This is a genomic window from uncultured Microbacterium sp. (assembly GCF_947632095.1).
Taxonomy (GTDB): domain Bacteria; phylum Actinomycetota; class Actinomycetes; order Actinomycetales; family Microbacteriaceae; genus Microbacterium.
The window spans coordinates 1-3,940 of sequence record NZ_CANROA010000088.1 but is presented as its reverse complement, the minus strand read 5'-3'; the positions used below and the strand labels follow the sequence as shown (position 1 = coordinate 3,940).

Genomic DNA, 3,940 nt, shown 5'->3' with positions numbered 1-3,940 from the left:
ACCTTCTCGAACGCGCGGATGAACTCGCGGCCGATGATCTTGCGCTTCTGCTCGGGGTCGGTGACGCCCTCGAGGTGGCCGAGGAAGGTGTCGGCCGCGTCGACGGTGATCAGGCGGACGCCCGTGGATGCCACGTAGTCCTGCTCGACCTGCTCGCGCTCGCCCTTGCGGAGGAGCCCGTGGTCGACGAAGACCGCGGTGAGCTGGTCGCCGATGGCCTTGTGCACGAGAGCGGTGGAGACCGCGGAGTCGACGCCTCCGGAGAGCGCGGAGATGACCCGCGCCGAGCCGACCTGCTCGCGGATGCGCGCGACCTGCTCCTCGATGACGTTGCCGCTGTTCCAGTCGGCGGCGAGGCCTGCAGCCTTGTGCAGGAAGTTCTCGATGATCTCCTGGCCGTGGTCGGAGTGCTTGACCTCAGGGTGCCACTGCACGCCGTAGAAGCACTTCTCGTCGCTGCCGAAGGCAGCGACCGGGGTGTCTGCGGTCGAGGCGAGCACCTCGAAGCCGGCGGGAGCCTGCGAGACCTGATCGCCGTGGCTCATCCACACGTTCTGCGTGGTGGGCTGACCGCCCAGCAGTACGCCGCCGTCGTTCGCGACGACCGCGTCGGTGGCGCCGTACTCGCGCAGGCCGGTGTTGGCCACCTCGCCGCCGAGGGCACGGGCCATGACCTGGAAGCCGTAGCAGATGCCGAGGGTGGGGATGCCGAGATCGAAGATCGCCGAATCGAGCTTCGGCGCGCCCTCTTCGTACACCGACGACGGACCGCCGGAGAGGATCAGGGCGACCGGGTTCTTCTCGGTGATCTCAGCGGCGGTGACCGTGTGGGGCACGATCTCGCTGTAGACGCCGGCCTCACGAACCCGACGCGCGATCAGCTGCGCGTACTGCGCACCGAAATCGACGACGAGAACGGGCCGCTGGGCAGTGTCGGCGCTCATCGCGCTGCCTCCTGGGTTGCGGTCGCAGAGGCGGATGCCTCTTCACGGGACGCGAGATACGTTTTGACCTCGCGAGAGATCTTGGCCTCCATGATGAAGGACAGCACGGGCACCACGCCGCCGAGTGCGAGCACGATGAAGCGACGGAAGGGCCAGCGCATCAGGCTCCACAGGCGGAAGATGGAGAAGAGATAGACGACGTAGAACCAGCCGTGCGCCACGAGAATCATCAGCGAGAGGTTCGTTCCTCCGGCGGTGTCGCCCGTCGAGAGCATCTTGCAGTCCATGCCACCGGGGACGAACAGCGAGAACCACTCGCAGCCGTCCTGCACGATGACCGGCGCGAACCACAGGAAGCCGCCGTCGCCGCCGGCGAAGAGCTCGAGATGGATGGGCGTGTACTTGAAGATCATCTCGGCCAGCAGCAGGATCAGCATGACGCCGGTGATGATGGATGCCACCTGGTAGAACGTCAGCGCTCCCCGGATCTTCGGGAAGGACGATTCTTTCGGCTCACGCATGGATACCAGTCTAGTCGCGGCCCGGCTGTGCTCCTGCCGGGCGTCAGAGCGATGATGGCGGAGACCACCGTGCGCTCCGGTGGTCTCCGCCATCATCGATCGGTCAGCCGAACAGCAGCTTCCACAGCCAGTCGATGATGTCCTTGATGATCCCGCCGATCCCCCCACCGGACTTCATCACGGTGATGCCTGCGGAGGCCTGCCCCGCATCGTCCTCGGTCGCGACGACCCTGTAATCACCGGCATCCGTCTTCTTCGGCACGGTCACGCTCGTGCGGAACGTTCCTTCATCGCGCACCGTCACCGTCGTCAGCTTCACGGCACTGCCCGTCGAGGACTGCAGAGTCAGCGTCACGCGCGCGCCCGGTGTGAAGTCCGCACCGGCGACGGTGACCGAGCCGCCGGGCTTCACAGCCCCCGGCGTCACCGTGAGCGTCCCTTCGAAGCCTCCGGTGTCTTCACCGGCGATCGGGAACGGGACCTGCACGACGGTCGCGCCGGCCGTGATGGTGAGCGACTGCTCGCCCGTGAGGCCCTCGGGAACCGTGAACGTCAGGCTCGCCCGGCCCGCCTCGTCCGTCGTGTCGACGACCGCGGCATCCACCGCGCCCGTGGCGAGCACGGAGTCGCCGATGGAGACCGAGACCTCGTCGGGCTGAGCCTCGCCGGCGCTGAACGCGAGCGAGGAGAGATCGATCGTGACCTCTTCGCCGCCCTCGTAGGCCTCGTCCGCCGGTGCGCTCAGCACCACGCCGACGGCGCGCTGCGCGAGGTCGGGAGCGGCCTCGCCGTTCGCGTCGAACCAGTCGACCATCGCGGCCAGGTCGCTGCGGCCGGTATCGGCGAGGTTCGTTCCCTCGGCGAGGGTGAAGAAGTTATCGCCGCCCGCCGCGAGGAAGGAGTTCGCGGCGACGCTGTAGCTCGCCTGCGGGTCGATCGGCTCGCCGTTCAGCGTGATCGCCGTGATGCGCTCCCCCGCTGCCGCGGTCGGATCGTAGGTGTAGTGCAGGCCCTCCGAGACGCCGAGCTTGAGGAACGGACGGCTGGCGCCAGCCGGCTGCCACTGCTCCTCCAGGACGCTCTTCAGCTGCGCGCCGGTGAGATCGAGCGTGACGAGCGTGTTGGCGAACGGCTGCACCGTCGCCGCCTCGCGGAAGGTCACGTTGCTGTCCGGGTCGCCCTCGCCGCTGGAGGAGAAGGCGAGATTGGCCCGGATGCCGCCCGGGTTCATGAGGGCGATGTCGGCTCCCGTCGCCCAGCGGTGCACGTCGGCCACGAAGTTTCCGATCGTCGACTCGCCGCCGCGGTTCTCGGAGCCGTTGCTCTGACGTGCACGGTTGAAGTCCGCGGTGATCGAGCCGACCGATTCGGCGCCGAGGATATCGGCTTCCTCGACGGCCGCGTCGACGATCTCCTGCACGGCGGTGACCGCCGGGTACAGCGGGGCGCCGTCCTTCGTCAGCGGCTTGATCTCATTCGTGATCGAGAGGAGCTCCTGCGTCGCCGGATCGACCACCAGGTTCATCAGGCCGAAGTTCTCGCCGTACTGACCGGCCGAGACCACCGGGCGTCCATCGATGACGTGGTTGTAGGCGAGGTGCGTGTGCGCCGAGACGATTGCCGAGACGCTGTCGTCGACGCCGTCGACGATCTCGCCCAGCGCCGACTCGGGCGTGATGGCGTCGAGCTCCGCGGAGCTCGCCCCCTCGTGCACGAGGAGGATCAGAACGTCGGCCTCGCCGTTGGCTGCGTCGCCGTCGGTGAGATCGGCGGCGACGGCATTGACCAATTCGACGATGCTGCGCACCTCGAGGTCTGCGATGCCCTCGGCGGAGACGAGCGACTCGAGCTCCTCCGTGACCGCGCCGATGAATCCGACGCTCACGCCGTCCATCTCGGTCACCCACGCCGGCGCGAGGGCGGTCTCCCCCGTCTCGGTGAGGAAGACGTTCGCGGAGATGTACTCCCAGTCGGCGCGGTCCTGCACCCGATCGCGCAGATCCTCCCAGCCCTGGTCGAACTCGTGGTTGCCCGCCGCGCTGACGTCGAGACCGGCGGCGTTGAGCGCGTCGATCGTGGGGTTGTCGTCGGCGATGAAGGACGTGAAGGTGGATGCCCCGATCAGGTCGCCCGCGGCGGCGAACACCGTGTTCGGGTTCGCCTCGCGCACCTGCTGCACGGCGCCCGCGAGAACCGCGGCACCGGCTGCGGCGCCATCCGCTTCGATACGGCCGTGGAAGTCGTTGATCGTGACGATGTCGATGCTGACCGGCGGGATGTCGCTCGAGAGGCCGACGATGACGGGATCATGATCGCTCGAGCGGAAGGGCGTTCCCGCTTCAGCCGCGCCGAAGGAGTATCCGCGGTCGCTCCACTCGGCGGAGTTGATGCCCCACACGCCGGTTCCCGTGACCGAGTCGGTCAGCGACGGGGATGCGATGGCGTGGTCGAGTGAGCCGAGCTCACCGTCGAAGG

General features: G+C 67.9%; 3 protein-coding genes. All 3 read right to left on the bottom strand.

Annotation, left to right across the window (positions count from 1 at the left end):
* On the bottom strand, positions 1-944 hold a 944-nt coding region (guaA, locus tag Q0Z66_RS12135; protein WP_298041517.1), incomplete at its 3' end, for a glutamine-hydrolyzing GMP synthase.
* Positions 941-1,465: a DUF3817 domain-containing protein gene (locus Q0Z66_RS12130; protein ID WP_298041515.1), complete on the bottom strand. Its 525-nt coding sequence runs from the start codon at positions 1,463-1,465 to the stop codon at positions 941-943. The genes Q0Z66_RS12130 and guaA, both read right to left, overlap by 4 nt.
* Positions 1,466-1,568: 103 nt before the next feature.
* On the bottom strand, positions 1,569-3,940 hold a 2,372-nt coding region (locus Q0Z66_RS12125), incomplete at its 5' end, for a 5'-nucleotidase C-terminal domain-containing protein (RefSeq protein WP_298041514.1).